General features: G+C 77.4%; 1 pseudogene. It reads right to left on the minus strand.

The annotated features are described in order from the left end of the window. A pseudogene (locus A612_RS12210) lies at positions 1-421 on the minus strand (class I SAM-dependent RNA methyltransferase); the annotation flags it as partial.

The following is a 421-nucleotide window of genomic DNA, read 5'->3' on the forward strand; positions in this document are numbered from 1 at the left end:
CCCCCCGGCGCTCGCGCGCGCGCTGCTCGGCGTTGCGCCCGGCGCTGCCGGCGGCGGCGATGCGCTCGCCATAGGGCGGGTTCAGCAGCAGGATGCCCGGTTGCGCCGTGGGCGGCATGCGCTGCAGCGCGTCGCCGCCGCGCAGCTGCACGGCCTGCGCCACGCCCGCGCGCTCGGCGTTGCGCTGGGCGAAGTCCACCATGCGGTGCGAGATGTCGCTGCCGAAGACCGGCGCCGCCGGCGGGACGACCGCGCTGGCCGCCTCGTCCCTGAGCGCCGCCCACACGTGCGCCTGGAAGGGCAGGAGCTTCTCGAAACCGAAGCGCCGCCGCAGGCCCGGCGCCATGCGGCAGGCGATCTGCGCCGCCTCGATGGCCACCGTGCCGCTGCCGCAGCAGGGGTCGTACAGCGGCAGCGGCTC

Origin of the sequence: Melaminivora alkalimesophila (genome assembly GCF_000282995.1) — a bacterium.
Taxonomy (GTDB): domain Bacteria; phylum Pseudomonadota; class Gammaproteobacteria; order Burkholderiales; family Burkholderiaceae_C; genus Melaminivora; species Melaminivora alkalimesophila.